At 71.9% G+C, this 25,843-nt stretch carries 24 protein-coding genes and 2 pseudogenes; 12 read left to right on the plus strand and 14 right to left on the minus strand.

The genetic code is table 11. The features are described from left to right. Position 1: 1 nt before the first annotated feature. Positions 2–910, minus strand: a complete 909-nt coding sequence (locus tag ACSHV8_RS18235; RefSeq protein WP_436534617.1) for an NADP-dependent oxidoreductase — start codon at positions 908–910, stop codon at positions 2–4. A gap of 5 nt (positions 911–915) precedes the next feature. Beyond that, the gene (locus tag ACSHV8_RS18240; RefSeq protein WP_436534619.1) at positions 916–1,554 is read right to left on the minus strand and encodes an HD domain-containing protein; all 639 of its coding nucleotides are present in this window, start codon (positions 1,552–1,554) and stop codon (positions 916–918) included. Between the two features lie 98 nt (positions 1,555–1,652). On the opposite strand from ACSHV8_RS18240, the gene ACSHV8_RS18245 reads away from it, so the two are divergent. Together ACSHV8_RS18245 and ACSHV8_RS18250 are read left to right on the plus strand one after the other, a co-directional pair. Further along, on the plus strand, positions 1,653–2,618 hold the full coding sequence (locus tag ACSHV8_RS18245) for a GlxA family transcriptional regulator (RefSeq protein WP_436534621.1): 966 nt from the start codon (positions 1,653–1,655) through the stop codon (positions 2,616–2,618). Positions 2,619–2,630: 12 nt separating this feature from the next. Beyond that, positions 2,631–3,263: a trimeric intracellular cation channel family protein gene (locus ACSHV8_RS18250; protein WP_436534623.1), complete on the plus strand. Its 633-nt coding sequence runs from the start codon at positions 2,631–2,633 to the stop codon at positions 3,261–3,263. A gap of 28 nt (positions 3,264–3,291) precedes the next feature. On the opposite strand, the gene ACSHV8_RS18255 is transcribed toward ACSHV8_RS18250, so the two are convergent. Further along, complete coding sequence (locus tag ACSHV8_RS18255; RefSeq protein ID WP_436534625.1) at positions 3,292–5,067, minus strand: hypothetical protein; 1,776 nt, start codon at positions 5,065–5,067, stop codon at positions 3,292–3,294. 41 nt (positions 5,068–5,108) lie between these two features. Then, positions 5,109–5,315, minus strand: coding sequence for a hypothetical protein (locus ACSHV8_RS18260; RefSeq protein WP_436534627.1), 207 nt, complete (start codon positions 5,313–5,315; stop codon positions 5,109–5,111). 258 nt (positions 5,316–5,573) lie between these two features. Here ACSHV8_RS18260 and ACSHV8_RS18265 point away from each other — a divergent pair. Continuing rightward, positions 5,574–5,828: pseudogene (locus ACSHV8_RS18265) on the plus strand (DoxX family protein); the annotation flags it as partial. 9 nt (positions 5,829–5,837) lie between these two features. Here ACSHV8_RS18265 and ACSHV8_RS18270 read toward each other — a convergent pair. After that, complete coding sequence (locus tag ACSHV8_RS18270) at positions 5,838–6,794, minus strand: NADP-dependent oxidoreductase (RefSeq protein ID WP_436534629.1); 957 nt, start codon at positions 6,792–6,794, stop codon at positions 5,838–5,840. Positions 6,795–6,865: 71 nt separating this feature from the next. Between ACSHV8_RS18270 and ACSHV8_RS18275 the strand changes: the two are divergent. Then, positions 6,866–7,750: pseudogene (locus tag ACSHV8_RS18275) on the plus strand (GlxA family transcriptional regulator); the annotation flags it as partial. A 75-nt stretch (positions 7,751–7,825) separates the two neighbouring features. Here the strand turns inward: ACSHV8_RS18275 and ACSHV8_RS18280 are convergent. Further along, on the minus strand, positions 7,826–9,328 hold the full coding sequence (locus ACSHV8_RS18280; protein WP_436534631.1) for a dolichyl-phosphate-mannose--protein mannosyltransferase: 1,503 nt from the start codon (positions 9,326–9,328) through the stop codon (positions 7,826–7,828). Between the two features lie 119 nt (positions 9,329–9,447). Between ACSHV8_RS18280 and ACSHV8_RS18285 the strand changes: the two genes are divergently transcribed. Then, positions 9,448–9,897: a hypothetical protein gene (locus tag ACSHV8_RS18285; protein WP_436534633.1), complete on the plus strand. Its 450-nt coding sequence runs from the start codon at positions 9,448–9,450 to the stop codon at positions 9,895–9,897. Here ACSHV8_RS18285 and ACSHV8_RS18290 read toward each other — a convergent pair whose 3' ends face one another. Continuing rightward, positions 9,898–11,514, minus strand: coding sequence for a diguanylate cyclase domain-containing protein (locus ACSHV8_RS18290; RefSeq protein WP_436534635.1), 1,617 nt, complete (start codon positions 11,512–11,514; stop codon positions 9,898–9,900). 281 nt (positions 11,515–11,795) lie between these two features. Here ACSHV8_RS18290 and ACSHV8_RS18295 point away from each other — a divergent pair, with 281 nt between their 5' ends. Further along, positions 11,796–11,996 (plus strand): Flp family type IVb pilin, encoded by a 201-nt coding sequence (locus tag ACSHV8_RS18295; protein WP_436534638.1) that lies wholly within the window; start codon positions 11,796–11,798, stop codon positions 11,994–11,996. A gap of 247 nt (positions 11,997–12,243) precedes the next feature. Here the strand turns inward: ACSHV8_RS18295 and ACSHV8_RS18300 are convergent, their stop codons facing one another. The 5 genes from ACSHV8_RS18300 to ACSHV8_RS18320 all read right to left on the minus strand — a co-directional run bounded on the left by ACSHV8_RS18300 (position 12,244) and on the right by ACSHV8_RS18320 (position 16,273). Next, complete coding sequence (locus tag ACSHV8_RS18300) at positions 12,244–13,086, minus strand: hypothetical protein (protein WP_436534640.1); 843 nt, start codon at positions 13,084–13,086, stop codon at positions 12,244–12,246. Positions 13,087–13,179: 93 nt separating this feature from the next. Then, positions 13,180–13,569 carry an STAS domain-containing protein gene (locus tag ACSHV8_RS18305; RefSeq protein ID WP_436534642.1) on the minus strand — a complete coding sequence of 130 codons (390 nt, stop codon included), beginning with the start codon at positions 13,567–13,569 and terminating at the stop codon, positions 13,180–13,182. Positions 13,570–13,662: 93 nt separating this feature from the next. After that, on the minus strand, positions 13,663–14,226 hold the full coding sequence (locus tag ACSHV8_RS18310; protein WP_436534644.1) for a GerMN domain-containing protein: 564 nt from the start codon (positions 14,224–14,226) through the stop codon (positions 13,663–13,665). After that, a complete protein-coding gene (locus tag ACSHV8_RS18315; protein WP_436534646.1) occupies positions 14,223–15,593 on the minus strand; it encodes a sensor histidine kinase in 1,371 nt (456 codons plus the stop codon). The genes ACSHV8_RS18310 and ACSHV8_RS18315 overlap by 4 nt, the downstream gene beginning before the upstream one ends. Then, the gene (locus ACSHV8_RS18320) at positions 15,590–16,273 is read right to left on the minus strand and encodes a response regulator transcription factor (RefSeq protein WP_436534649.1); all 684 of its coding nucleotides are present in this window, start codon (positions 16,271–16,273) and stop codon (positions 15,590–15,592) included. The genes ACSHV8_RS18315 and ACSHV8_RS18320 overlap by 4 nt, the downstream gene beginning before the upstream one ends. Positions 16,274–16,432: 159 nt before the next feature. Here ACSHV8_RS18320 and ACSHV8_RS18325 point away from each other — a divergent pair, with 159 nt between their 5' ends. The 3 genes from ACSHV8_RS18325 (at position 16,433) to ACSHV8_RS18335 (ending at position 17,459) form a co-directional block, all read left to right on the plus strand. Then, positions 16,433–16,720, plus strand: a complete 288-nt coding sequence (locus tag ACSHV8_RS18325) for a GlsB/YeaQ/YmgE family stress response membrane protein (protein WP_436534651.1) — start codon at positions 16,433–16,435, stop codon at positions 16,718–16,720. Continuing rightward, positions 16,717–17,091: an STAS domain-containing protein gene (locus ACSHV8_RS18330; RefSeq protein WP_436534653.1), complete on the plus strand. Its 375-nt coding sequence runs from the start codon at positions 16,717–16,719 to the stop codon at positions 17,089–17,091. The genes ACSHV8_RS18325 and ACSHV8_RS18330 overlap by 4 nt, the downstream gene beginning before the upstream one ends. Positions 17,092–17,267: 176 nt before the next feature. Continuing rightward, positions 17,268–17,459 (plus strand): hypothetical protein, encoded by a 192-nt coding sequence (locus tag ACSHV8_RS18335; protein ID WP_436534655.1) that lies wholly within the window; start codon positions 17,268–17,270, stop codon positions 17,457–17,459. Positions 17,460–17,526: 67 nt separating this feature from the next. Here ACSHV8_RS18335 and ACSHV8_RS18340 read toward each other — a convergent pair whose 3' ends face one another. Together ACSHV8_RS18340 and ACSHV8_RS18345 are read right to left on the minus strand one after the other, a co-directional pair. Then, a complete protein-coding gene (locus ACSHV8_RS18340) occupies positions 17,527–18,942 on the minus strand; it encodes an MFS transporter (RefSeq protein WP_436534657.1) in 1,416 nt (471 codons plus the stop codon). A 10-nt stretch (positions 18,943–18,952) separates the two neighbouring features. Further along, on the minus strand, positions 18,953–19,429 hold the full coding sequence (locus tag ACSHV8_RS18345; protein WP_436534659.1) for an Lrp/AsnC family transcriptional regulator: 477 nt from the start codon (positions 19,427–19,429) through the stop codon (positions 18,953–18,955). Between the two features lie 166 nt (positions 19,430–19,595). Here ACSHV8_RS18345 and ACSHV8_RS18350 point away from each other — a divergent pair, with 166 nt between their 5' ends. The 3 genes from ACSHV8_RS18350 (at position 19,596) to ACSHV8_RS18360 (ending at position 25,840) form a co-directional block, all read left to right on the plus strand. Then, entirely contained in the window at positions 19,596–23,012 is a 3,417-nt protein-coding gene (locus tag ACSHV8_RS18350; protein WP_436534661.1) for an indolepyruvate ferredoxin oxidoreductase family protein, read from the plus strand. Positions 23,013–23,081: 69 nt separating this feature from the next. After that, positions 23,082–24,272, plus strand: coding sequence for an acyl-CoA dehydrogenase family protein (locus ACSHV8_RS18355; protein WP_436534663.1), 1,191 nt, complete (start codon positions 23,082–23,084; stop codon positions 24,270–24,272). Positions 24,273–24,292: 20 nt separating this feature from the next. Continuing rightward, positions 24,293–25,840, plus strand: coding sequence for a carboxyl transferase domain-containing protein (locus ACSHV8_RS18360; RefSeq protein WP_436534665.1), 1,548 nt, complete (start codon positions 24,293–24,295; stop codon positions 25,838–25,840). The last annotated feature ends 3 nt before the right edge of the window (positions 25,841–25,843 follow it).

A 25,843-nucleotide genomic window follows, 5' to 3' on the forward strand; every position in this document is an offset into this window, starting at 1 on the left:
GTCACGCGACCTGGATGATCGGTTTCCCCGGGACGGTCCGCTTGCGGGCGAACGCGGCCGGCGCCTCGGCCAGTGGGGACACCGCCCCGACCAGCGGCTTGAGCCGTCCGTCGCGGACCCGCCGGGCGAGGTCGGCCAGCCGTTCGCGATCGGGCTCGACCACGAAGAAGACCGCCCGCCCCCGCTCGGGCACGGCCTCCGGCGGCGCGGCGATGGTCACCACCGTGCCGCCGGCGCGCACCAGCCCGGTGAGACGCTTCAGGACGTCACCGCCGAGGACGTCGAGCACCAGGTCCACCTCGCCGGCCGGGTCCCCGGCGGCCAGGTCGACGAAGTCGTGCACGCCGAGTGCGAGCGCGGTGTCGCGGTCGCCGCTGCGGCCGGCCCCGATCACGTGGGCGCCGGCCTCCCGGGCGAGCTGGACGGCGATCGACCCGACCCCGCCGACCACGCCGTTGACCAGCACGGTCTGGCCGACCGTGAGCCCGCCGTGGTCGAACAGGCCCTGCCACGCGGTCAGGCCGGAGATTGGCAGCGCGGCGGCCACCGTGTGGTCGACGTCGGCGGCGAGCGGGGCGAGATTGCGGGCCTCGACCGCGACGAACTCGGCCAGCGAGCCGTTGCGGGCCCAGTCGCAGAGCCCGAAGACCCGCTGGCCGACGGTCAGGCCGGTGGTGCCGTAGCCCAGCTCGGCGACGACACCGGACAGTTCGTGGCCGGGGATGCTCGGCGTCCGGTCGTGACCCGCGCGGTCGGTCCACGTCGCCGGCCAGTCGAGCTCGCCGGGGGTGAAACCGGCGGCGTGGACCCGGACGATCACGTCGTTCTCGGCGGCGTGCGGGTAAGGCATGTCGGTCAGGGTGAGCCCGCCGATGCCGGCGTCCCGGTCGCGCACGATGACGGCTTTCATGGTGTTCACCTCGTCCATGCTGCGCCGAGCATCCGCTCGACGGTGGTCACCCGGCGAAAATCGGGAACGAAGTGCTCGATCACGTCGGCGAAGACGGTGCCGTCGGCCGTCGCCGGCCGCCCCTTGATCCCGTCGAACGTAGCCTGCAGGAATTCCTTCTTGAAGTCGCCCCTCGGGTGCGCGGCGACGATTTCCATCATCTGCTCGGCGTCCAGCACGTCCAGGCCGAAACCGATCGCGTCGGTCAGCACGCCGAGGTGGGTGGCGGCGATCTCCGGTCCCATCCGGGCCGGGATTCCCGGTGTCGTGTGCAGCGCGATCGCGGTCCACACGGTCCGCCCGGCCTCGTCGGAGAAACCGTTCTCCCGCAGGAACTTCCGGGCGTGATCGGCGCCGTCCACCTCGAAGCGCTGCTCGGTGCCGGAGAACGGAGTCAGCATGCCGGTGTCGTGGAAGATCGCGGCGAGATAGAGCAGTTCGTGGTCCGGTTCCAGGCCGAGCCGGCGGGCGTGCATCTCGCCGAAGAGAAACACCCGGCGGGAATGGTGAAAGATCAGCGGATTCGTCGTCTCCCGCACGAGACGGGTCGCCGCGGCGACCGCCTCCGTACCGGGAATCTCGATGCCCGCGATGAGTTCTGGCATGATTCCATGCTGGCCGCGGGCGCCGGTTCGGCACCGCCACGATCCGGCCAGGAAACACCCGAATCCGGACCGCCGGCGGCTGTGGTACGAAGGGAAACATGCACCGCGTCGCGTTCCTGCTCTACGACGGCGTGACGTTGCTGGACGTCGCCGGCCCGGCCGAGGTGTTCAAGGAGGCGAACCGGTTCGGCGCCGACTACCGGGTCGAGCTGCGGTCGCCGGACGGCGAGCAGATCACCACCGACCTCGGTTTCCGGATCGCCGTCGACGGCCCGGCCGCCGCCGAACCGGCACCCGACACGTTCGTGGTTCCCGGCGGGAGCCGTTATCCGCGCCAGCCCGTTCCCGACGAGCTTTCCCGGGCCGTACGCGAGCCGGCCGCCACCGCCGGACGGGTCGCGTCCATCTGCACGGGCGCGTTCCTGCTGGCCGCGGCCGGACTCCTCGACGGCAAACGCGCCACCACGCACTGGCGGGTGACCCACGAGCTGGCCGCCCGCTGCCCGACGACCCGGGTCGAGCCGGACGCGCTCTACGTCCGCGACGGCACCACCTACACCTCGGCCGGGGTCACCGCCGGGATCGACCTGGCCCTGGCCCTCGTCGAGGCCGACCACGGGCCCGACCTGACCCGCGACGTCGCCCGTTTCCTGGTCGTCTACATGCAGCGGGCCGGCGGCCAGTCCCAGTTCTCGGCACCACTGCAGGGGCCACCACCACGCTCGCCCGCCCTGCACAAGATCGTCGACCGGGTGACCGCCGACCCGGGCGCCGACCACTCCCTCGGCGAGCTGGCCAAGCACCTGAACATGAGCACCCGGCACCTGACCCGGCTGTTCCGGGAGGAGCTGTCCACCACGCCCGCCCGGTACGTCGAGAACATTCGCTTCGACCTGGCCCGGGCCCTGCTCGACCAGGGTCACACCGCGACGCAGGCGGCCGCCCGGGCCGGTTTCCCCGGCTACGAGAGCCTGCGCCGCGCCTTCGCCAAGAAGATGTCGACCACACCCGCGGCCTACCAGCGCCGCTTCGCCACCGCCCGCCGGGGCGACGAGATCCACTGACAGGCTAGGGGGATGTCCGCCAGCACCGTCGTCAGCGTTCTCGAACTCGTCGGCCTCTACGTCTTCGCCACCTCGGGCGCCCTGATGGCGATCCAGAAGAAGTTCGACGTCGTCGGCATCGTGATCCTGGCGCTGCTCACCGCGCTGGGCGGCGGCATCGTCCGCGACGTCATCATCGGCAGCACCCCGCCGGCCGCGTTCAGCAACGTCATCTACCTGATCATCCCGCTGGCCGCCGCCGCGGTCACCTTCTTCGCCCACCCGCTGGTGCACCGGCTGGCGTTCCCGGTCCTGGTCTTCGACGCCGCCGGCCTCGGCCTGTTCTGCGTCACCGGCACCCTGAAAGCCCTCGACCACCGCCTCGGCCCGGTCCAGGCCGTCCTGCTCGGCGTCGTCACCGCGGTCGGCGGCGGCGTGCTGCGCGACATCACCGCCCGCGAGACCCCGGCCCTGGTCCGCGTCGAAACCGACCTCTACGCCATCCCGGCCGCGGCCGGCGCCGTCCTCGTGGCCACCGCCGACCGCGCCGGCCTGCCCATGCCCGTCATCGCCACCGGCGCGGCGCTCGCCGTCTTCCTCTTCCGCATCCTGGCGATGGTCCGCCACTGGACCGCCCCCACGGCCTTCACCTGGCGAAAACCTTAGATTTGGTACGGCCGTGAGTGCCCCGTTCCTACGCCACCGCGGCCGCCCCGCCGGTCGCCGGAACCTGCGGCGATGTCACGCACGTGGTGCTGAACGGGATCGCGCCGGAACTCGTCTCGACCGGCATGACCACCACCAGCCTGGCCTGCTCGGGTGTCGTGCGATCGGGCAGGTAACCGGTGTCGATGTACTCGACGACCCGTTCCTGCGGGCCGCTCCCGTCGAAGACGATCGTCTTCAGTGACGGGTCGGAACTCCCGCCGTTACCGGTCAACCACTGATACGTCACGGTCACCGGGCCGCGACTGACCCTGATCGTCGCCCGGAAGGTGGGTGCGGACTCCGGTGGCGGCGGGCACGGCCCGACATACGTGCGGCGCACGGCCTCGGCGGTCACCGTGACCTCCGGCTCGGCCGGCACCTCCGAGGTCGGTCCTCCCGAGGTTGGCCCTTCCGCGGCCGGCCCTTCCGAGGTCGGCCCTCCCGCAGCCGGCCCTTCCGAGGCCGGCCCTTCCGAGGCCGGCCCTGCCGCGGCCGGAACGGAAGCCTGGGCGCCGGACGACGCCTGGGCACTGGTGATCGTGCGGCCTGACAGGCCCGGCGCGGCGGAAGCCCGGGGACCTTCGGTCCGGCCCGGCGCACCGGACCGGCCCCCGGCGCTGGGCTCACCCGGTCGCCCGGCATCGGGAGTCGCGGGCGGATGCGGTCCGGCCGTGGGCCCGGTGACACCCGGATCAGGCCGTGACCCGGGACTCTCCACGGCCGGCCCGGCCGCAGCCGGCGATCGTCGGGCCGGCACGGCCGTGTAGGGCGAGAGGAGCTGCGGTTCCGGCGACTCGTGGGAGTAGGACATGCCGACCGCCGCGGCCAGTGCCACGGCCACGGTGATCCCGGCGGCCGTGCGCGCCACCGACGTCGGCATCGCGGTCAACGCGTCTTTCACCGGCCCGGCCCAGCGGCCCCGGAACAGGCCGCCGACGCCCGGGACGGGAAGCGCCGTAGTCCGGCCGACCATGTTCAGCGCTCCGGTCATCTGACGCTCGGTCAGGGGAAAGATCTCCAATGTCCGGCGGCAGTGGCGGCAGCCGCGATGATGGCCGCACAACCATTTCCGGTCGGCGTCGGGCAGCAACCGGTCCCGGGTGGCTCCGAGCCGTTCGACCACGTCCGGACACGCGGTCCCGGGGCGGGCATGACGGGCCAGGTCGGCGAGGTGCACGGCGGTCAGCGCCTCCCGCACCTGGTCGCGCGCCCGATTCAGCCGTACGGCGGCGGCATTGGCATTTATCGGTGTCCCGTTCTTCGACAGTTCCGCCGCCAGTTCCTCCCCGCGTTTGCCGGTCGTGAGATGCACCCGCAACGCTTCGAGTTGGGCCTGCGGCATGACCCGCAGGACTCGTTCTTCCAGGTAGCGGAGCTTCCCGTCCTCGTCGGCGACCGGCCGGCTCGGAGCTTGCGCTACGCGGGCCTCCTCCCGCAGCGGCACGAACCGGCTGCTGGTCGCCGACTCCTTCGCCGCGATCTTGAGAACCAGACGGTGAAAGGTGGTGCGGAAGTACGGCTCGAATTTCGCCGGATCCTCCAGCCCGCCGGCGGTGACCTGGGTGACCATCACCATCGTGGCCGCCGACCAGGCGGTGTCCAGCCAATCCCGCTGCTTGGTGATCTTGCCGGCGGAGCGGTACATCCGCTGCCGGAAACGCGCGTCGAGCAGTTCGGCCCAGGCCGCCTCGGCCCGGTCACCCGAGCGGATCCGGGCTACGAGGTCGGCCACATCGCGCTGCCGGTTGTCGCTGTCGGTCACAGTCGTCCTGTTCTGAGTGTCCGGTGAGTGAGGTCGATCAGTCACGGCAGGTCGCTGCCGGGTCCACCCGGGCAGGCCGTCTCCTCCGGCAGCACCAGAACCACGACGACTGGCGCGGGCGGAACGTGGCGTGCGAGCGGAACGAGAGCGGCCAGGGTCGAGACCCCCGCGAGCAACAGGCTGACCAGCCGATACCCGGGTGACTCGCTACGGCGCCCCCGGTCGTTCCCCGGTCCGTTCTTGAACACCTCGACCTCCTAACAGCCGGGCGACCATCGCCCGTCACTGCTGTTGAGGTGCGTTACAGCTCCGGCCTTACCGTCTAGATCACCATCACTCGTCCGGATGACCGTGCGCCCGCGCCACCCGCGCGGGGCGTCAGCGCAGGTGGCCGAAGGCCAGGTCGATGAGCTCGCGGGTGTAGGTCTCCGGGTCGATCTCGGCCGCGTCGGCCAGGGCGCCGCTCAGGAACAGTTCGGCGAAGCCGTGCGCGGTCGACCAGGCGGCGTTCCCCCCGGCCCGACCGGCTGGTCACCGCCACCGGCGTACTGGAACTCGCCGCCGTCGCCGGCCTGCTGATCCCGCCGGTCGCACCGGTGGCGGCGATCTGCCTGGCGGTGTTGATGCTCGCGATGTTCCCGGCCAACGTCTCGGCCGCCCGCCGCAAGCTCACCCTCGGCGGCCGGCCGGTGACCCCGCTCCCGCTACGGACCGCCCTGCAGGTGATCTTCGTGGGCGCCGCCATCGCCGCGGCCGTCTGACGCCGGGACTCAGTCGCGCACCCGCAGGACGATCTTGCCGCGGGTGTGCCCCTCCTCCCCGGCCCGGTGCGCGTCGGCGACCCGCTCCAGCGGGAACACCTCGGCGATCTCCACCTTGACGACGCCACGGTCGATCAGCCCGGCGATCGTCGTCAGGGCGGCGCCGTCCGGTTCCACCAGGAACGGCGCCACCCGGACCCCCGCCTCCTCGGCCACCGCGGCCGCCTCCGCGTCGATGCCGCGGGGCACCGGCACCAGCAGACCGCCGCGGCGCACCGTGCGCACCACCGGAACGGTGTCCCCGACCAGGTCCACCGCCACGTCGATGTCGCTGACCTGCGCGTCCAGCGGCTTCGTGGTGTAGTCGACGACCTCGTCGGCTCCGAGCCCGGCCAGCCATTCCTGGTTGCGGGGTCCGGCCACGGCGATGACGTACGCGCCGAGGTGTTTGGCGAATTGCACCGCGAGGTGACCGACGCCGCCGGCCGCGGCCGTGATCAGCACCCGCCGGCCGGGCTGGACGAACGCGGTGTCGGTGAGCACCTGCCACGCGGTCAGCGCCGCCAGCGGAACCCCGGCCGCCTGCTCGAACGTCAGGTCCCGGGGCATCCGGGCGAACTGCCGGGCCGGCGCGGTCACATACTGCGCGTAGGCGCCGGCCGCCCGCGGGAACCACGGCATCCCGTAGACCCGGTCGCCGGGGGCGAGCGTCGTCACGCCGTACCCGACCTCCTCCACCACCCCGGCCACGTCCCAGCCGAGGATGAACGGCGGTTCGCCGAGCACTCCGGCCATCCCGGTGCCGCCGCGCGTCTTCCAGTCGACCGGGTTCACCCCGGCCGCGTGCACGCGCACCAGCACCTCGGTGGGCAGCGGCGCCGGCCGCTTCACCTCGTCGATCGTGAGTAACTCGGGCCCGCCGAATCGGCTCTGCCGGACCGCTTTCATCGCGTTCTCGCTCGTCATGATCATTATTTTTCCGCCGTACGGGCATACGCCCCAGTGGCACGAGAGGCAATGAACGTAAGATTCGTGCCATGCCTCATCGCGTCGCCGTCCTGGCCCTCCCCCGCGTGATCCCGTTCGATCTGGGCATCCCGGCCCGGGTCCTCAACGAGGCGCTCGGCCCCGGCCGGCAGCGGCTCTACGAGGTCACCACCTGCTCGATCGGCGGCGCCCCGGTCGAGACCAACGCCGGTTTCCGGATCGTCACCGACCACGACGAAACGTTGCTGAGCAGCGCCGACACCGTCGTGGTGGCCACCCAGGAGCCGTCCGCCGAGCTGCGCCGCATCGGCGAGGTGGATGCGGCCACGACAGCCGCGCTGGCCCTGATCCGGCCGGGCGCGCGGGTCGTCAGCACCTGCACGTCGGCGTTCGTCCTGGCCGCGGCCGGCCTGCTCGACGGCTATCCGGCCACCACCCACTGGTCGCTGGCCGGCGACCTGGCCCGCCTCTTCCCGCGCGTCGACGTCCGGCCCGACGTGCTGTTCGTCGACGCCGGCCCGGTGCTCACCTCGGCCGGCGCGGCCGCCGGGATCGACCTGTTCCTGCACATCGTCCGGCAGGACCACGGGGCCCAGGTGGCCAACGACGCCGCCCGCCGGTGCGTGGTCGCGCCGTGGCGGGACGGCGGTCAGGCCCAGTTCATCCAGCACCCGACCCCGCCCGTCTCCACGGTGGGCACCGGCCCGACCCGGCAGTGGGCGCAGCGGCATCTGGACCAGCCGCTGACCATCGCCGACCTGGCCCGGCACGCGTCGATGAGCAAGCGCACGTTCAGCCGGCACTTCGTCGCCGAGACCGGGGTCACCCCGGTGCAGTGGCTGATCGCCCAGCGCGTCGACCGGGCCCGCACCCTGCTGGAGACCAGTGACCTGCCGGTCGAGCGGATCGCCACCGAGGCCGGTTTCGGCAGCGCCACCCTGCTGCGCCAGCACCTGCACAGCGCGCTGGGCGTGACCCCGCAGAGTTATCGCCGTACGTTCCGCGGCGGGTCAGATCCAGCGGTTGCCCAGCCACATGCGGGACATCCACGAGTCGTACGGGATCAATTGCCCCACGAAGATCGGGTAGAAGTAGGCGAAGCAGATCGCCACCAGCGCCACGTAGACGGCGACGGCTACCGTGCCGAAGAGCGGGTCCTTGGGTGAGGCCAGCACCGCCCCGAGGACGTAGACCACGGCCAGGATCAGGAACGGCAGCGCCGGCAGGACGTAGAAGGAGAACATCGTCCGGCTGTCGGCGGCGGCGAAGTAGAACCACGGGACCAGCCCGGCCGCGGCGCCGGTAAGGATCGCGTAGGCCCGCCAGTCGCGGCGGGAGATACCGAACCAGACCAGCAAGGCCAGCGCCGGCAGGAACGACCACCACAGGACCGGCGTGCCGAGCAGCAGGATCTCGCGGATGCAGTTGGGCGCGCCGCAGCCGCTGCCGGCGTCCGGCGGCCAGTAGAACGCGACCGGCCGCCCCAGCAGCAGCCACTGCCACGGCCACGACTGGTAGTTGTGCGGCTTGGTCAGCCCGGTGTGGAACCCGAACGCGCCCTGGTGGAAGTGCAGCAGGTTGATCAGCGCCCCCAGCACCGGCGGCTCGCTCAGCCCCTGCTGCGCGCGGTAGTGCCGATCCCAGCCGGTGTCGGTGACGAACCAGCCGATCCACGTGGCCAGGTAGAACACGAAGCTGAGGACAAAACTGGCCAGCCCCCACCCGAGGTCACCGACCAGCCCGCCGAGCAGCCCGGGAATCCCGGCCGACCGCCGGGCCTGAACGCGCCAGACCACGATCAGCGCGCCGAAGAACGGCAGGAAGAACAGCCCGCTCCACTTGACCCCGCAGGCCAGCCCGAACAGCACCCCGGCGGCGAGCAGCCACCACGGCACGGCCCGGGGCGCCCGTTCCAGCGGACCGTCCTCCAGGGCCCGCAGCAGGCGGCGCCGGTAGTGGTCGCGGTCGAGCAGCATGGCCGCGAACGAGGCCAGCACGAACAGGCCGAGGAAGATGTCCAGCAGCGCGGTCCGCGACAGCACCAGCTGGAAGCCGTCGAGGGTCATCAGCAGGCCGGCCGTCCCGGCCAGGACGACCGAGCGGAACATCCGGTACGCGACCCGGATCAGGATCAGGATCATCAGCGTCCCGGCCAGCGCGGCGGTGAAACGCCACCCCAGCTCGGTGTTGCCGAAGATCTTCTCGCCGAGCGCGATCAGCCACTTGCCCAGCGGCGGATGCACCACGTAGCCGGCCGAGTCCGACTTCTCGTCCCACTCGACGCCGTGCTGCAGCATGTCCCAGGCGTCGGTCGGGTAGTAGACCTCGTCGAACACGTACCCCTTGGGGTTGCTGACCCCGGCCAGCCGCATGATCCCGGCGGCCACCGTGATGACCGCGGTGATCAGCCAGGAGTACGGGTCGAGCCAGTTCTCGAGCGTCGCCAGCCGCCGCCGCACGATCGCGGGCACGCTGCCGGCCCGGGCCGTCGTATCGGTCACCGCCGTTGTCATCTGGGCGATCTTAGAGATTCAAACCTTTCGGTACGTACCCGGGCCGCGCGATTCATCCGGCCGTCGCCCGGCGGATCTACAGTGTGGGCCTCGGAGCAGGAGAGCGAGAGGCAGGCACCTTGGGATCCACGATCGGCCACCGCAGCATCGCCCACCCGCGCTCGGAGGACTACGTTCTCTCGCCCATCCTCGAGGTCCGCCCGGACACCGGCCTCGCCGACACCGTCGTCGAGTGCGAGTACTGCGGTCAGAAAGTGCAGTGCCGGCTCTACAGCGTCGCCGAGACCCAGCGGCTGCGGGCCCGCTGGCGACGGACGGCGACGCTCTGCATCGCCGCGATCATTGTCGGACTCGTCGTGGACGTGGCCGCGGTCGCCGCCATGTACGGCAAAGGCGTCACCTCCGAGCTGCCCGGATTTCTGATCGCGCTCTCGGTTGTCGCGATGACCCTGTGCTTCCTGATGTTCCAGCGCGCCCGGCGCCTCGCCGCGAGCGACGACGGCGTACGCCTGACCGGTTCGCCCGGCAAACATCAGCTGCGCTGGTCCCCGATCATGGTCAGCGACTGATCATCCGGCCAGGACCAGCGCGAACGGGCCGGTGCGGTTCTTCTTCGCCTCGTACATGGCGGCGTCGGCGCGGGCGATCAACTCGTCCGGCCCGGTCGTGCCGCTCGCCGCCCAGGCCACCCCGACGCTCGCCTCCGGGCCCAGCACCTGGCCGTTGACCTCGATGCCGCCGCCGGTCAGGGCCTCCAGCAGATCCGCGCCGAGCCGGTGCGCCTGCTCGGCATCGGCCACCTCCCGCCGGATCACCACGAACTCGTCGCCACCGAGACGCCCGACGAGCCCGTTGTCGGCCACGGCCAGCCGCAGCCGCGTCGCCACGTGCGTGAGCAGCAGATCCCCGGCCGCGTGACCGTAGCGATCGTTGATCTGCTTGAAGCCGTTCAGATCAACAAAGACAACTGCGGTTCCCCGTACGTCGGAGCCGGTCACCGCATCGTGCAACGCCCCGAGAGTCGCCGCCCGGTTGTAACAGCCGGTCAGCCCGTCGTAGGTCGCCCGCTGCCGCAACTCCTCCCGCATCCGCACGTCCTCGGTCACATCGGCCAGGCAGACGATCGCGCCGGTCACCGCCCCGGCCTCGTCACTGAGCGCCCGCAGGTTGGCCCGGAAACGGCGCACACCCCGGCCCGGCAGCCGATGCCCGAACTCCAGATCCACGTCCCCGCCGGAGATCAACACCCCGTCCAGCGCCTCGTCGACCGCATCCCGATCGGCCGGCAGCACCGCGTCCAACTGGCCCTCGCCGAGCACCTCGCCGGCCTTCACCCCGATGCAGCGGGCCGCCCGGTCGTTGAGGTAGACGATGCGCCGATCGGCGTCGATCTGCAGAACCCCGGACGGCAGCGTCTCGGTCAGCCGCCGCATCAACTGCTCGGCCGCCCGGACCGCCTCCTGCGCGGCCATCTCGTCGGTGATGTCGAGCATCTCGGCCACGATCCCGGGCCGATCCGGATCGGTCAGCCGGTTGTGGTTGGTGATCTCGAACCAGACCGGGTGCCCGTCCCGGTGCAGATGCCGCAGCCGCACCCGGCGGGCCGCACCGAGCGGACTGTTGAGCAGATCCATCCAGCTGGCGATGGCCCGCTCGTGATCGTCGGGATGCAACAGGTCCAGGGTGCGGCGGCCGACCAGCTCGGCCGGTGACCAGCCGAGCAACTGGGTGATCTCCGGCCCGGCCTCGCTGATCACCGAGGTCGCGTCCTTGTGGACGGTGACCAGCCGCGGGCGTACGCCGTCGAGCTGCAACGCGGGCGCGGCGTGATCCTGCAACCCGGTCAGCAGCCCGACGAAGATGCCGAGGCGGGGCGTGACGTCGATCAGGTGCAGCCGGGCCTGCCGATCCGGGGCGGCGATCGGGCGGATCACGCAGTTCGCCACGCCCTCGGCCAGCGCCCGGTGCCAGGCCTCGATGACCGTCCGCTGATCCTCGGCCACGGCCAGCCCGAGCGCCGAGGACGGTCCCTCGATCGGCCGCTGCGTACCGGCGGTCAGTTCGGCCGGCAACGGCACGAACAGGCCGGTCGGCGCGATGGCGGCGATGAACGCGTCGGGGTGCTCGGCAAGGGTGGCGGCCAGGATCGTCTCCCGGCCGGCGGGGTCAATCCGGTCAGCAGCCATGCCGTCGACCATCGGCCCGGCCCACCTCGGTCTGAGGATTCCCCCACCGAACTCTCCGTGTGGTCCGCCGCACTACCGCCCGACTTGTGCGCGGCGCTCCCGCAACCGGGCCGCAACTCCGGCCGGCCGCGGGTCGGGTGGGCCCGCCGGACCGGCCGCAACCTCGCAACGCCGCGCACCCCAGCTGCAACTTCAGAGTCTTCAGCAGCGCCGGGAAAGGTCCGATGAACCAAGCGCCTGCACCGCCAACCCGGCGGCGCTCGATGTGAGGGAAGACCGCCATGGAAAAGCTGACCATGATCTACGCGTACGTCCAGGCCCGCTTCTTCTCTCCGCACCGGGACGACGAAGGCGCCACCGCCGTCGAGTACTCCCTGCTCGCCGCCCTGATCGCCGGCATCTGCATCGTCGCCGTCACCGCCTTCGGCAAGCAGGTCGCCTCGATCTTCAACACCCTCACCGGCAAGCTGACCATCCCGTGATCCCCGGTGTCGGGGCGCCCTTCCCCGGCGCCCCGACACCCCCGAACACCACCCACCCCGCCCCGCGCGGGGACGGACCGCGCGGGGACGGACCATGCGGGGACGGACCGTGCCGCGCGGCGGCCTTCCCACCCGGGCGGCGGGCGCGGGCGCGGGCTGTCAGCTGGTGCTCATGGCTGTTTTCCGGCCGGAAAACAGCCATGAGCACCAGCTGAGAGCTTGGGCGCGGCTTGCGATCGGGGCCGGCTCAGCGGGCGAGGCGGCCGAGTTCCTTGCCCGTCGGGTCCAGCAGGACCAGGGTGACGCCGTCGAAGCCGGCCCGGCCGGCCTGGGTCAGCCAGCCGCCGACGTCGGCGCCGTCGCAGCCGATCAGCGTGGACGGGCCCGAGGTGGACAGGATCGCGCCGTCCGGGCCGACGATCCACCCGCCGGTCGTGGTGTTGCACCCGTCGCGGCCCTCCCACTCGCCGCTGCGGAATTCCAGGTAGACGTCGGGCATGCGCGTGGTCGGCGACCACCGGCCGAGCAGACCGGCCGCGGTGGCCGGGGTCAGATCGGCCGGCAGCGGGGCGACGGGCGCTCGCAGGGCCTGGCGGTCCTCGTCGGTCACGGTGGGTACGTCGGTGACGTCGGACGCCATGTCGGCCCGGGACACCGGCCGCGCGCCGGGCCGCAGCCGCGCGACGGTCGCGCCGCCGGCGTCGACCAGGAGCCGTTCGGAGCCGACGATGCGGTATCCGGCCGCCCGGGCCAGCCAGTCCGGCTGCTTGCTGTAGTCAGGCTCCCCGGCCCCGGCACACCCGGGAAGGCCTTCGCCGGTGCTGTAGCTGTCGATGTAGCCCACGAACTGGCCGGTGTCGTCGGCCCGCCAGCGGCCCGCCGGTACCAGGCAGTCCTGGAACCAGGCGATCTCCCCGTCCGCGCTGATACGCAGCACGCCGTCGGTCGTCTTCTTGTCGGTCGACAGTTTCCAGAGGCCGACCAGCGCGACCGGATCGGGCGGCGTGGTGGCGGTGGTGGCGGGTTCCGGACCGGCGCAACCGGCCACGAGCACAACCGCCGTCACGGCACCGGCCAGCAGAGATCGCATGTCGAACCCCTTTCCCCTCGGGGTACGACGGCGTCCGTCGAGAGACGGTTCCCCCGAACGCCGAGTCTCCCGGCGATCGTAGGGCGTGGCCGATCAGCCCGGGGATCCGACGGCTGCCCGGCCGGGCAGGCTGAATCCGGCCGGCCGGAGGGCCGGGGGTGCCGGGCGGGACAGGTCCGGGTCGAGGGTGGCGAGCAGATCCTCGGCGCGCAGGTCGCACAGGGCCGCCAGCAGGGCCGGGGACGGCGCGGTGAAGCAGAGTTGCACGGCGTCGCTGTTGGCCCGGTCCTGGGCCGCGATCAGTACGGACAGGCCGATCCGGTCGATGTGCGACGCGCCGGACAGGTTCACCACGACACGCCGGTGGCTGGTGGCCGCGCCGGCGAGGGCTTCCCGCAGGGCCGGGGCGGCGTCCGCGTCGAGGGCGCCGCGGATGGTGATGACGGCCGCGCCGCCGTGTTCGTCGATCGTGATGTCCGGCATGCTGGTCCTTCCGTTCGCAGGACGACACTCGCCCGGCCACGTGGCGACCGGCACGCGAAGATGTGTCAGTTCCGTGTCAAAGCGGCCGGTTGGTCAGGCCGGGCCGAACAGGGAGCGGTAGTCGGACAGCCGGACCGGGGCGTCGGTGAGCGTGCCGTCGCCGCGCGGGACCTGCAACGGGCGGCCGGCCCGCTGGAACGTGACCGCACCGACGTCAGCGCGCGCGGTCAGGGTGCAGACGATCTGCCCGTACGCCATGACCTCGTCGCTGCGGGCCGCCCCCTCCCCCGCGTCGCCGACCTCGACCACCGCGGTCCCGTCGGCCGGGAGTTGGACGGTGAGCGCGGTGGTGGCCAGCGCGGTGGACAGGCCGCGGGACTGCTCGTTCGGGCCGGGGCCGGCGACCAGTTGGTCGAGTTCGCCCTGCGGGTTCAGGGCGACCGGGACCCGGCGGACGACCTGGACCAGGCGGCCGTCGCGGACCAGGCACAACACCTGGGCCACGTCACCGGAGGGCGCGGTCGCGGCCGGTGAGGACGTGATGTTCAGCGGCTGCCGCGGCAGGGTGACGTCGTGCGGCTCGTCCTGGACCGGCACGCCGCACCCGGTCAGGAGCAGCGCCGCGACCAGGACGAGAATCCGGCGAACAACGGTCATGACGGGCTCCCGGGCAGTTCGACGCGGAATCGGGCGCCGCCGCCCGGACGGTCGGTGACGATCGCCCGGCCGCCGTGGGCCGCCGAGTGTTCGGCGACGATGGCCAGGCCCAGCCCGGTCCCGTCGCTGTCGCCCCGGGCGTGGGCGGCCGGTCCCCGCACGAACCGGTCGAAGATCGCGACCCGATCCTTTTCGGCCACACCCGGTCCCGCGTCGTCGACCTCGACGAACACCGAGCCCGGCTCGGCGTCGGTCTCGGTGAGGCCGATGCGGATGGCGGTGGGGCCGCCGCCGTAGCGGACGGCGTTGTCGACCAGGTTGCCGAGGACCTGCTCGACCCGTCGCCGATCGAGCGGCCACTGCCCCGGCACCCCGTCCGCCACCTCGACCAGCTCCTCCTCAAGTCCCCGGGACCGGCAGACCCGCCGGGCCAACCCGGCCAGATCAACCCCTTCCCGCTGTACGGGTTGATCACTGCGGGCCAGTTCGATCAGGTCGTTGACCAGGGACTGGAACCGAGCCACCTCAGCCGTCAGCAGGGTCACCGCGGCCGCCGACCGTTCGTCCAGCGCGTCGCGCCGCTTGCTCAGCACGCTGGCGGTCGCCTCCAGGGTCTGCAGCGGCGACCGCAGCTCGTGGCTGACGTCCGCGGCGAACCTGCGGTCCCGGGCCATCCGGCGCGCGAGCTGGTCGGCCATGTCGTTGAAGGCGGCCGACAGCGACGCCAGGTCCGGTTCGGTGGCCGGGTCGAGGCGGGTGGTCAGGTCGCCGCCGGCGATCCCGCGGGCGGCGTCGGCGACCGCGGTGAGCGGGCGCAGGGCGAGCCGGGTGACGTACCAGCCGAGCGCCGCTCCCCCGGCCGCCACCATGATCGCGACCGCGGTCAGCACCAGGGCGAGGGTGCGCAGGGTGCGTTCGAGTTCGGCCAGCGACACGATCTCGTAGAAGGCGGCCGAGCCGGCCAGCGGGATGCCGACGATCAGGGCCGGGTGGCCGTCCCGGCTGATGCGCTGGGCGGTGGCGGCGCCCCCCGAGGTCAGCTTCTGGATGCCGGCCGGTACGGCGGTGTCGGCGGCCAGGTCGGCGCTGCGGGAGTGCCACTGCCCGTCGAGATAGAGCAGTACGTACCGGTCGGCGCCGGGGTCGAGCGACCGCAGCACTTCGAGCACGTCCGGGTCGGTGCCGGCGATCCCGGCGTTGACCACCGTCGCGTCGAAGTAGGTGGCCCGCACCGCGGTCCGTTCGCGCTCGTCGAGCAGGGTGCGGCGGGTCGACTCGTACGAGACCAGGCTGATGCAGACCGACAGCAGCAGCGCGCCGACGGCGAACGCGGCGCTGACCCGGGCGCGCAGGCCGATCGGTCTCACGGCAGCAGCTTGTAGCCCAGGCCCCGGACCGTGACCAGGTGCCGGGGGTTGCCGGTGTCCGGCTCGATCTTCTGACGCAACCGGCCGACGTGGACGTCGACCACGCGCTCGTCGCCGAACTCGTGGCCCCACACGCGTTGCAGCAGCTGGTGGCGGGAGAGCACCAGCCCCGGATGGTCGGCCAGCTCGCACAGCAGGCGGAACTCGGTCCGCGTCACCGACACGGTCTCGCCGCGTAGACGCACCTCGCCGGCTTCCGGCCGTACCTCCAGATCTCCGAAGGAAAGCACGGAAGTGGTCGGCACCGGGTGCGCCGTGGCCCGGGCCCGGCGCCGCAGCGCGCGCAGGCGGGCCGCCAGCTCCTTCACGCGGACGGGTTTGACCACGTAGTCGTCGGCGCCGGCCTCCAGCGCGGCGACGATGTCGTGGGTGTCGTCGCGGGCGCTGATCACCACGATCGGCACGTCGTCGCCGCGGCGCAGCTGCCGGATGCACTCGTAGCCGTCCATGCCGGGCAGCATCAGGTCGACCAGCACGGTGTCGGCCGGCTGGGTGCGCTGCGCGGTGAGGCCCTCCTCGGCCGTGGCGACCGCGCGGGCCGTGTACCCCTCGTCCTCCAGGGCCATGGCCAGCGACAGCCGGATCCGGTCGTCGTCCTCGATCAGCAGCACCGCGTTCATAAGTCGCATGATGCCTGCCCGCGGTGACGATGACGGCTCGGGCTCGGCGAGCGGGTCGTTTGTCACGTAACTGTCATGGGTGCGGGCCGATTTCGCGAATCCGGGCGGGCAGTCTGGCTCTGGTCGTTGCCGATCGAGCCACCTCCGGAGGTTTCCGCCATGACGGCGTCCAGCCTGCTCACCGCCGTGACGATAGGTCTCGTCATCGGGCTGGCCGGCCGGCTGCTGCCCCGGCGGGCCCGGTCGGTGCCGGTGTGGCTGCCCGCCGCGGCCGGGGTCGGTGCCGCGGTGCTGGCCACGGTGATCGTGCGGATGACGGTGCCTACGGGGGCCGGGCCGGGCGCGGCCGAGGTGGCGTTGCAGGTGCTGTTCGCGACGGCCGGGGTGGCGGGCGTGGTCACGACCGCCGACCGGCCGAAGCACGCGCATGACGGAGGTGCCCGGTGACGGTCGAGCGGCATGTGTTCGAGGACCTGGACACGACGGTGATCGTGCCGCGGACCGATCTCGGGGCCGAGATCGTCGAGACGCTGCGACCGGCGCTCGGCAAGGAGATCCAGGAGCGACGGTACGTGGTGATCGACCTGCGCTCGGCCGGTGCGATCGACTCGGCCGGGCTGGGTCTGCTCGTGCGCACGCATCAGGAGGCCAAGCGGCACGGCCGGTTCCTGGCCCTGGTCGCGCCGTCGCGGTACGTGCTGGTCGTGCTGCACACCATGCGGCTGGACGGCGTGTTCGACATCTTCGACGACCTGCCGGCCGCGCTGGACCGCGTTCGTGAACATCCGTCACGTAACCGTCATACAACAGCGCGGTGATCGTGAAGGCGGTCGGCCAGGCTCGGCCCGGAGCCGAGCTCACCCCCCAGCCGGTGTGGGACGCCTGCTGCCCTGGCGTTCCACACCGGCACCCCGCTCGGACATTTTCGGCACTGCGGCCCGACACGCGGGGAACACTCAGGCACATCTCAGGTGGGCTCGGCGACGATGTGCCCATGATGATCGACTGGTGGCCGCTGTTCGGGCCGCACAACTGCTCGGAGGACGCCGCCCCGGAACCGGCGCCGGATCCGGAGCCGGCCCGGCGGTGCACCCCGGGCCGATCGGCCAAGGTGGTCGTCGGCGGCCGTTCACGCCGCCCGCCGGGTGGCCCGTGGCGCCGGGTGCGCCCGCGGACGCGGGGCTGAAGCGGACAGCACGAGCCGGGCCGACCCGGACGCGAAGCGACCAGAACGAGCGGCCCCGGAGCCGGGGTTATTCGGCCGGGACCTCGGTGAGCGCCCTGTTCGCGGCCGCCGGCATCAGCGCGGCCAGTGCCACCATCACCACCGCCAGCACGGCCACGCACAGGCAGATCCGGTGCACGGCCAGGGTCAGCCGGGCCGGCTCGACCGATCCGGCCCCGATCGTCGCGTTGGCGATCGCGCCGAACACGGCCACGCCCACCGCGCTGCCGACCGACCGCAGGAATACGTTCCCGGCGGTGACCACACCCCGCTCGCCCCAGCCGACGCTGGACTGGGCCGCGATCAGGGTCGGTGACGCGGTGAGGCCCATCCCGAGGCCGATGATCAGGCCGAAGCCTCCCACCTCGTACACCGAAGAATTTTGATCGAGAAAAAGCAGCAGCAGCGCGCCGATGACGACCAGGGTCGCTCCGATGAGCGCGCACGCGCGGAACCCGAACCGCAGGTAGACGCGCCCGGACCGGCTCGCCGCGATCGGCCAGCCGAGGGTGAGCGCGCCCAGCGAGAAGCCGGCCACCAGCGGCCCCTCGCCGAGGACCTCCTGCACGTAGGTCGGCAGGTACGACGACAGGCCGAGCAGGATGGCCCCGACCGCGACCGCCATCAGCCCGCTGGAGACGAGCAGCCGCCGCCGGAACATCCACAGCGGCAGAACCGGTTCGGCGACGCGGCGTTCGACCGCGACGAACGCGACCAGCGCGAGCACGCCGCCGCCGAGCACGGCCAGGCCGGCCGGTGAGCCCCAGGCCCAGGCCTGCCCGCCCTCCAGCACGCCCAGGATGACCAGCCCGACCCCGGTCGCGAGCAGCAGCGATCCCCAGTAGTCGATGGATGGGCGGCCGCGGTCGACCCGCTCGTGGAACCGGCGCATGATCATCAGCCCGGCGAGCAGGCAGAGCGGGATGTTGACCAGGAAGATCCACCGCCACGAGACCCACTCGCTGAACACGCCGCCGAGCCCCGGGCCGGCCACCGAGGCGATGCCCCAGACGCTGGCCACGTAGCCCTGGACCTGGGCGCGTTCCCGGACCGAGTAGAGGTCGCCGACGATGGTGATGGTGGTCGGCATGATCGCGCCCGCACCGAGTCCCTGGACCACCCGGAACGCGATGAGCGCCGCCATCGACCAGGCCACGCCGCACAGGATCGAGCCGGCCAGGAAGAGCCCGACCCCGAACAGGATGACCGGTTTGCGGCCGAACAGGTCGTTGAGTTTGCCGTAGATCGGCACCGACACGGCCTGGGCCAGCAGGTAGATCGAGAACAGCCAGGGGAACTCGGTGAACCCGCCGAGATCCTTGACGATCGACGGTACGGCGGTGGCGATGATGTTCGCGTCGATGGCCACCAGCCCGGTGCAGAGCATGACCGCGACGAGCACGGCGCCGCGTTCCGACCTGAGACCGATGGACTTGTCGTTCACTCCCGAAACCCTAGCGGTCGCGGCGCAGGGCCTCGATGAGCGGGAGGATCCGGCGCGGGATGCGCTGGCGCAGGACCGGTTCGGTGCGGCTGCGGGTGACCCCGGGGACGCCGAGGATCCGCTGGATGACCTCCTCCAGGTTTTCCGGGCCGCGGGCCACGACCAGGCACAACAGGTCGCTGTCGCCGGCCACCGAGTCCAGTTCGATCACCTCCGGGATGCGGCTCAGGCCCTCGGTGACGGCGTCCAGCACACCCTGGGCGACGCTCAGCCGGATGTACGCCTTGGACGCGTAGCCCAGCCCGCCCGGGTCGACGACCGGGCCCCAGCCGGTGAGCACGCCCTGCTTCTCCAGCTTGTCCAGGCGGGCCTGCACGGTGCCGCGGGCCACGCCCAGCCGGCGGGCGAACTCGCGGACGCCGGCCCGTGGTTCGCGGACGGCCAGAACGAGGATCCGGAGGTCGAGTGCGTCTATCTGGTCCGGCATGGGGGTCCTGTTCCTGGGAAGCTGAGCCAACTGCCACCGCGAACGCCGTGGCACAGGTCACATGTAGGCCATTGGCTCAATTTCCGGGTCGGTGGTTGCCGGGAGCCTAGCCGCTGACCCTTACTAGGCGCGCCGATGGTCCAAATGTACGAGGGGAAACGCACCAATGGTCGTCGAACAGGCCCCGATGCCGGCCCGGTCGTTGCCGGTGATCCGGACCCTGGCGGAGCGCTACACCCGCCGTACCGGCACCGTGCAGCTGACCGGGATCCAGGCGCTGGCCCGGCTCCCGATCGACCAGCATCGGCGCGACCGGGCCCGCGGCCGCAACGTCGCCACGTTCGTCTCCGGCTACGAGGGTTCGCCGCTGGCCGGGTTCGACCTGGAGCTCGGGCGCATCGGTGAGCTGCTGGACGACAACGACGTGGTATTCCGGCCCGGCCTCAACGAGGAGGCGGCGGCCACCGCGATCCAGGGCACGCAGCTGCTCGGCGGGCACGGCGATGCGACGTACGACGGGGTCGTCGGCCTCTGGTACGGCAAGGCGCCCGGCCTGGACCGGGCCACCGACGCGATCCGGCACGGCAACCTGATGGGTGCCGACCCGCGCGGCGGCGTGGTGCTGCTGGTCGGTGACGACCCGGCGGCGAAGTCGTCGAGCGTGCCCTGCGCGTCCGAGCTCGCGCTGGCCGACCTGCACGTGCCGACCCTGTACCCGGCCGACAGCCAGGACATCCTGCGGCTCGGGCAGCACGCGATCGAGCTGTCCCGGGCGTCCGGGCTGTGGACCGCCCTGAAGATCGTCACCAACGTGGCCGACGGGTCCGGTCCGGTGTCGCTGGACGCGCCGTTCGGCGAGCCGGTGCTGGCGCGCCGGGCCGGGCGGCACGAGCCGACGGCCAGGCTGCTGCAGCCGATGCTCGGTCCGATCGAGCGGGACCTGGTCACCAACCGCCTGGACCTGGCCCGCGAGTACGCCCGCGACAACGGGCTCAACACGATCATCGGCCGGGCGCCCGGCGACCGGGTCGGCATCGTCGCGGCCGGCCGCACCTGGCAGGACACCATGGTCGCGCTGGAGCGCCTGAACCTCGCGGTCGAGGACAGCCCGGTGCGCGTGCTGCGCCTCGGCATGGTGTGGCCGCTCGAACCGGAGATCGTCCGGGAGTTCGCCGACGGTCTGGACCAGATCATCGTGATCGAGGAGAAACGGAGCTTCCTCGAGGCCGGGCTCCGGGAGATCCTCTACGGCACCGAACGGGCCCCGGCCATTTCCGGCAAGGACCTTTTTCCCGCGTACGGCGAACTCGACGTCGACACCATCCTTCCGCTGCTCGGGCGCCGGTTGCGGGCCGAGGGTCTCGTCCGTGAGGAGCCGGCGGCGCCGGTCGTGCGCACACTGCTGCCGCTGGCGCGGCGGGCGCCGTACTTCTGCTCCGGTTGCCCGCACAACTCCTCGACGGCCACGACCAGCGGCGCCACCGGCGACGGGGTGCTGATCGGCGCCGGTATCGGCTGTCACGCGATGGTGCTGCTGATGGACGAGGGCCAGGTCGGGCGGGTCACCGGGCTGTCGCAGATGGGCGGCGAGGGCCTGCAGTGGATCGGCCTGTCGCCGTTCATGAAGCGCGACCACTACGTGCAGAACCTGGGTGACGGCACGTTCGACCACTCGGGTTCCCTGGCCGTGCGAGCCGCCGTGGCCGCGGGCGTGAACATCACCTACAAGCTGCTCTACAACTCGGCCGTGGCGATGACCGGCGGGCAGGCCGCGGTCGGGGGCATGGGCGTCCGCCAGATCGTCGACGTCCTGCTGGCCGAGCGCGTCGCCCGGGTGATCGTCACGACCGAGGACCTGGGCCGGTACCGCAAGGTCACGCTGCCGCGCGGCGTCGTGGTCTGGGACCGCTCGCGCATCGAGGAGGCGATGACGCTGCTGGCGGCCACGCCGGGCGTCACCGTGCTGGTGCACGACCAGGAGTGCGCGACCGAGAAGCGGCGGCGCCGCAAGCGCACGGCCGCGCAGGCCACCTCGACCCGGGTCGTGATCAACGAGCGGGTCTGCGAGGGCTGCGGCGACTGCGGGCGCAAGTCCAACTGCCTGTCGGTCTACCCGATCGAGACGCCCCTGGGCCGCAAGACCCGGATCGACCAGACCACCTGCAACATCGACTACTCGTGCCTGGACGGGGACTGCCCGGCGTTCATGACCGTCGAGGTGCCGGCCGGGAAGAAGGCCCGGGTCGCGGTCGGCGATCTGGGACCGGACGACCTGCCGGCGCCGCCGCGCGACCGGGAGCGGACCACGACCGGGGTGCGGATCACCGGGATCGGCGGCACCGGCGTGGTGACGATCTCGCAGATCGTGGCCACGGCCGGGCTGCTCGGCGGCTGGCACGCCCGGTCGCTGGACCAGACCGGTCTGGCCCAGAAGGGTGGCGCGGTCGTCTCCGACGTCGTGCTGACCCGGGGCGACGGGATCGCCACCAACAAGATCAGCGCCGGGTCCTGCGACCTGTACCTGGGTTGTGACCTGCTGGTCGCCGCCGACGAGCGCAACCTGCGGGTGGCCGCGGCCGACCGGACCGTGGCGGTGCTGTCCACCTCGGTGGTGCCGACCGGCGCGATGGTGTCCGATCCGGCGGTCGGGCTGCCCGACACCGCCGGGGTGGCCGAGCAGCTCGCCGGCGTCTTCCGGGAGCCGCCGCTGAACCTGGACGCGCGGGCGGTCAGCGGCCGGCTGTTCGGCGACGACCAGTACGCGAACATGCTGCTGCTCGGCGCCGGATTCCAGACCGGGGCGCTGCCGCTGCCGGCGTCGGCGATCGAGGAGGCCATCCGGCTCAACGGGGTCGCCGTGGAGAAGAACCTGCAGGCGTTCCGCCGGGGCCGTCAGGCGGTCGCCGATCCGGCCGGGGTGCCCTGGAACACCCCCGATGAGCAGGCGGAGCCGCGGGACGCGGCGCGCTGGCGCTACGAGGACCTGGTGGCGTATCAGAACGTCGCCTACGCCGACGCGTATCAGCAGGTCGTCGACCGCGTGCGGGCCGCCGACCGGGCCGACGGGCGACTCACCGAGGCCGTGGCGGCCGGGCTGTACAAGTTGATGGCCTACAAGGACGAGTACGAGGTGGCGCGGCTGAGCCTGGACCCGGCGATGGACGAGCGGATCGCCGAGCAGTTCGGGCCGGGTGCGCGGGCCTCGTGGCGGCTGCATCCGCCGGCTCTGCGGGCGCTGGGGATGCGGCAGAAGCTGACGCTGGGGCCGGCTTTCCGGGTCGGTTTCCGGGCGTTGGCCGCGGCTCGACGCGTACGCGGAACCGCTCTTGATCCTTTTGGTCTTGCGCGGGTGCGTCGGGTCGAGCGGGCGCTGATCGAGGAGTACCGGCGCGTGGCCGAGACGCTGCGAGCCGGGCTGACGCCCGAGAACTACGACCTGGCCGTACGGATCGCCGGTCTGCCCGACCTGGTCCGGGGGTATGAGCAGGTCAAGCTGCGTAACGTCGAGAGCTATCACGCGCAGCTCCGGGCGTTGCTGGCGGAATTCACGAACACCGCCGGGCCGGGCACACACGCTCGTTAACGATCGTTATGGTTAACGAGCGTTAGGGTGGATCACGGGTGGGTGCTCAGTCATCGACGAGGGAGCAGCATGTTCGAGTTGAGCCGCGACCATGAGGCGTTTCGCGCACTGGTCCGGGAGTTCGCCGAGAAGGAGATCGCGCCGCACGCCGCGGCCTGGGACCGGGCGCACCATTTCCCGGTCGACGTCGTGCGCAAGATGGGTGACCTGGGCCTGATGGGTCTGACCGCCCCGGAGGAGTACGGCGGGGCCGGCGCCGACGGCGACTTCCTGTCGCTGTGCATCGCGATCGAGGAGCTGGGCCGGGTCGACCAGGCGCTCGGCATCACCCTGGAGGCCGCGGTCGAGCTGGGCATCAAGCCGCTGGTCGCGTTCGGCACGGCCGAGCAGCAGCAGCGCTGGCTGCCCGACCTGGTCGCCGGGCGCGCGCTGGCCGGTTTCGGCCTGACCGAGCCGGACGCCGGGTCGGACGCGGGCGCCACCCGCACCCGGGCCGAGCTCGACGGCGACTCCTGGGTGATCAACGGCGGGAAGCAGTTCATCACCAACTCCGGTTCGGCGATGACGTCGGTGGTGACGGTGACCGCACGGACCGGCACCCGTGAGGACGGCCGGGCCGAGATCTCCGCGATCATCGTGCCTTCGGGGACGCCCGGTTTCCTGGTCGAGCCCGCCTACGACAAGCTCGGCTGGCACATCTCGGACACCCACCCGCTGACCTTCACCGACTGCCGGGTGCCGGCCGACCACCTGCTCGGCGAGCGCGGCCGGGGGTATGCGCAGTTCCTCAACACGCTCGACGGCGGGCGGGTGGCGATCGCCGCGCTGGCCGTCGGCTGCCTGCAGGCGTGTGTGGACATGGCGGTGCCGTACGCGGGTCAGCGGATGACCTTCGGCGGGCCGATCGGCCGCAAGCAGGGCGTCGCGTTCCAGATCGCCGACCTGCGCGTGATGCTGGAAGCGGCCCGGCTGCTGACCTACAAGGCGGCGGCGATGAAGGTGGCGATGGACCGGGGCGTCCCGGGCGCGCCGTCGCGGGCCGAGTTCAAGCAGTCGGCGTCGATCGCCAAGCTGTACGCGACCGAGGCGGCGGTCACCGGCACCCGGGTCGCCACGCAGATCTTCGGTGGGTACGGCTTCATGGAGGAGTACCCGGTGGCCCGGTTCTACCGGGACGCCAAGATCCTGGAGATCGGCGAGGGCACGAGCGAGGTGCAGCGCATGCTCATCGCGCGCGGCCTGGGCCTTCCGGTCGAGTGACGATTTCAGGAGATCGATCGATGGAGAACCTCAGCGACCTCGCCGCCCAGCTGCGCGACCGCCTCGGCGTGGTGCGCGGCGAGGGCGCCGGGGGCAGCGCGGCCGCCCGCAAGAAGCACACCGACCGCGGGAAACTGCTGGTCCGGGAGCGGGTCGACCGGCTGCTGGACCCGGGCAGCCCGTTCCTGGAGCTGAGCGCGCTGGCCGCGTACGGAATGTACGGCCCCGGCGACGAGGCGTGGACGGTGCCGAGCGCCGGCATCGTCACCGGCATCGGCCGGGTCGGCGGGCGCGAGGTCGTGGTGGTGGCCAACGACGCCACCGTCAAGGGCGGCACCTACTACCCGATCACGGTCAAGAAGCACCTGCGCGCGCAGGAGATCGCCGCGCAGAACCACCTGCCGTGCATCTACCTGGTCGACTCCGGCGGCGCCTTCCTGCCCCGGCAGGACGAGGTGTTCCCGGACAAGGAGCACTTCGGCCGGATCTTCTTCAACCAGGCCAACCTGTCGGCCCGCGGCATCCCGCAGATCGCCGCGGTGATGGGCTCGTGCACGGCCGGTGGCGCCTACGTGCCGGCGATGTCCGACGAGACGGTGATCGTCAAGGATCAGGGCACGATCTTCCTGGGTGGGCCGCCGCTGGTGAAGGCCGCCACCGGCGAGGTCGTCACGGCCGAGGAGCTCGGCGGCGGGGACGTGCACGCGCGGCGCTCCGGCGTGGTCGACCACCTGGCCAACGACGACGCGCACGCGCTGGCCATCGTGCGCAGCATCGTGGACACACTGCCCGCGCCGGACCGGGCGGACCTTGAGGTCGAGGATCCGCTCGAAGCGCCCGAGACGCTCTACGACGTGGTCCCCTCCGATACTCGCACGCCCTACGACGTGCGCGAGGTGATCCGCCGGATCGTCGACGGCAGCCGTTTCCACGAGTTCAAGAAGCTGTACGGCGAGACGCTGGTGACCGGGTTCGCCACCATCTACGGCCACCGGGTCGGCATCGTCGCCAACAACGGCATCCTGTTCTCCGAGTCGGCGCTCAAGGGCGCGCACTTCATCGAGCTGTGCAACCAGCGCAAGATCCCGATCATCTTCCTGCAGAACATCACCGGTTTCATGGTCGGCCGGGAGTACGAGAACAACGGCATCGCCCGCGACGGCGCAAAACTGGTCACGGCCGTGGCCTGCTCGGTCGTCCCGAAGTTCACCGTCGTCATCGGCGGCTCGTTCGGTGCCGGCAACTACGGCATGTGCGGGCGCGCCTACGACCCCCGCTTCCTGTGGATGTGGCCGAACGCGCGGATCTCGGTGATGGGCGGCGAGCAGGCCGCGTCGGTCCTGGCGACCGTCCGCTCCGACCTGAACACGCCGGAGGAGGTCGAGGCGTTCAAACAACCCATCCGTGAGCAGTACGAACGTCAGGGCTCCCCGTACTACGCGACCGCGCGACTGTGGGACGACGGTGTCATCGACCCCGTCGACACCCGCCGTGTCCTGGGCATGGGACTCGCCGTCGCCGCCCACGCCCCGATCCCCGAGCCGTCCTACGGCATCTTCCGGATGTGATGA

The sequence above is a fragment of the Actinoplanes sp. HUAS TT8 genome (genome assembly GCF_051380535.1).
Taxonomy (GTDB): Bacteria; Actinomycetota; Actinomycetes; order Mycobacteriales; family Micromonosporaceae; genus Actinoplanes.

Coding starts and splice junctions, on each gene's coding strand:
- ACSHV8_RS18240 (WP_436534619.1), bottom strand. CDS start 1,554: ATGCCAGAACTCATCGCGGGCATCGAGATTCCCGGTACGGAGGCGGTC.
- ACSHV8_RS18270 (WP_436534629.1), bottom strand. CDS start 6,794: ATGACGAGCGAGAACGCGATGAAAGCGGTCCGGCAGAGCCGATTCGGC.
- ACSHV8_RS18280 (WP_436534631.1), bottom strand. CDS start 9,328: ATGACAACGGCGGTGACCGATACGACGGCCCGGGCCGGCAGCGTGCCC.
- ACSHV8_RS18320 (WP_436534649.1), bottom strand. CDS start 16,273: ATGAACGCGGTGCTGCTGATCGAGGACGACGACCGGATCCGGCTGTCG.
- ACSHV8_RS18300 (WP_436534640.1), bottom strand. CDS start 13,086: ATGCGATCTCTGCTGGCCGGTGCCGTGACGGCGGTTGTGCTCGTGGCC.
- ACSHV8_RS18235 (WP_436534617.1), bottom strand. CDS start 910: ATGAAAGCCGTCATCGTGCGCGACCGGGACGCCGGCATCGGCGGGCTC.
- ACSHV8_RS18310 (WP_436534644.1), bottom strand. CDS start 14,226: ATGACCGTTGTTCGCCGGATTCTCGTCCTGGTCGCGGCGCTGCTCCTG.
- ACSHV8_RS18350 (WP_436534661.1), top strand. CDS start 19,596: ATGGTCGTCGAACAGGCCCCGATGCCGGCCCGGTCGTTGCCGGTGATC.
- ACSHV8_RS18295 (WP_436534638.1), top strand. CDS start 11,796: ATGGAAAAGCTGACCATGATCTACGCGTACGTCCAGGCCCGCTTCTTC.
- ACSHV8_RS18305 (WP_436534642.1), bottom strand. CDS start 13,569: ATGCCGGACATCACGATCGACGAACACGGCGGCGCGGCCGTCATCACC.
- ACSHV8_RS18355 (WP_436534663.1), top strand. CDS start 23,082: ATGTTCGAGTTGAGCCGCGACCATGAGGCGTTTCGCGCACTGGTCCGG.
- ACSHV8_RS18345 (WP_436534659.1), bottom strand. CDS start 19,429: ATGCCGGACCAGATAGACGCACTCGACCTCCGGATCCTCGTTCTGGCC.
- ACSHV8_RS18360 (WP_436534665.1), top strand. CDS start 24,293: ATGGAGAACCTCAGCGACCTCGCCGCCCAGCTGCGCGACCGCCTCGGC.
- ACSHV8_RS18250 (WP_436534623.1), top strand. CDS start 2,631: ATGTCCGCCAGCACCGTCGTCAGCGTTCTCGAACTCGTCGGCCTCTAC.
- ACSHV8_RS18325 (WP_436534651.1), top strand. CDS start 16,433: ATGACGGCGTCCAGCCTGCTCACCGCCGTGACGATAGGTCTCGTCATC.
- ACSHV8_RS18290 (WP_436534635.1), bottom strand. CDS start 11,514: ATGGCTGCTGACCGGATTGACCCCGCCGGCCGGGAGACGATCCTGGCC.
- ACSHV8_RS18245 (WP_436534621.1), top strand. CDS start 1,653: ATGCACCGCGTCGCGTTCCTGCTCTACGACGGCGTGACGTTGCTGGAC.
- ACSHV8_RS18335 (WP_436534655.1), top strand. CDS start 17,268: ATGATGATCGACTGGTGGCCGCTGTTCGGGCCGCACAACTGCTCGGAG.